The following is a 422-nucleotide window of genomic DNA, read 5'->3' on the forward strand; positions in this document are numbered from 1 at the left end:
ATCCGCAGCAGCTCGGCCCGGCCCTCGTCGAACTCGTGGTTGCCGACCGAGGTGACGTCGAGCTTCAGCTTGTTGAGCGCCTCGATGGTGGGCTCGTCGTGGAACAGGCCGGTCATCAGCGGGCTGGCGCCGATCATGTCGCCGGCCGCGGCGGTGATCGAGTACTCGTGCCCCTTGCGCGCGGTGCGCAGCGCGTCGGCCAGGTACTCCATCCCGCCCGCGGGTATGACCTTCTTCGTCCCGTCCTTCTGTGTCTCGGTGACGGTGCCGGACGAGCCCTGCGGCGGCTCCAGGTTGCCGTGCAGGTCGTTGAAGGACAGCAGCTGGACGTCGACCGTCCGGCCGTGGCCGTGACCGTCGCCCCGGTCGTGGCCGTGACCGTGGCCGTACGAGGCAGCCGCCCCGGCGGGCGCGGCGGCGAG

At 71.3% G+C, this 422-nt stretch carries 1 pseudogene; it reads right to left on the reverse strand.

The window, feature by feature from the left end:
* A pseudogene (locus tag JNW98_RS35925) lies at positions 1-422 on the reverse strand (bifunctional metallophosphatase/5'-nucleotidase); the annotation flags it as partial.

Source organism: Streptomyces huiliensis (assembly GCF_020037025.1).
Classification (GTDB): Bacteria; Actinomycetota; Actinomycetes; order Streptomycetales; family Streptomycetaceae; genus Streptomyces; species Streptomyces huiliensis.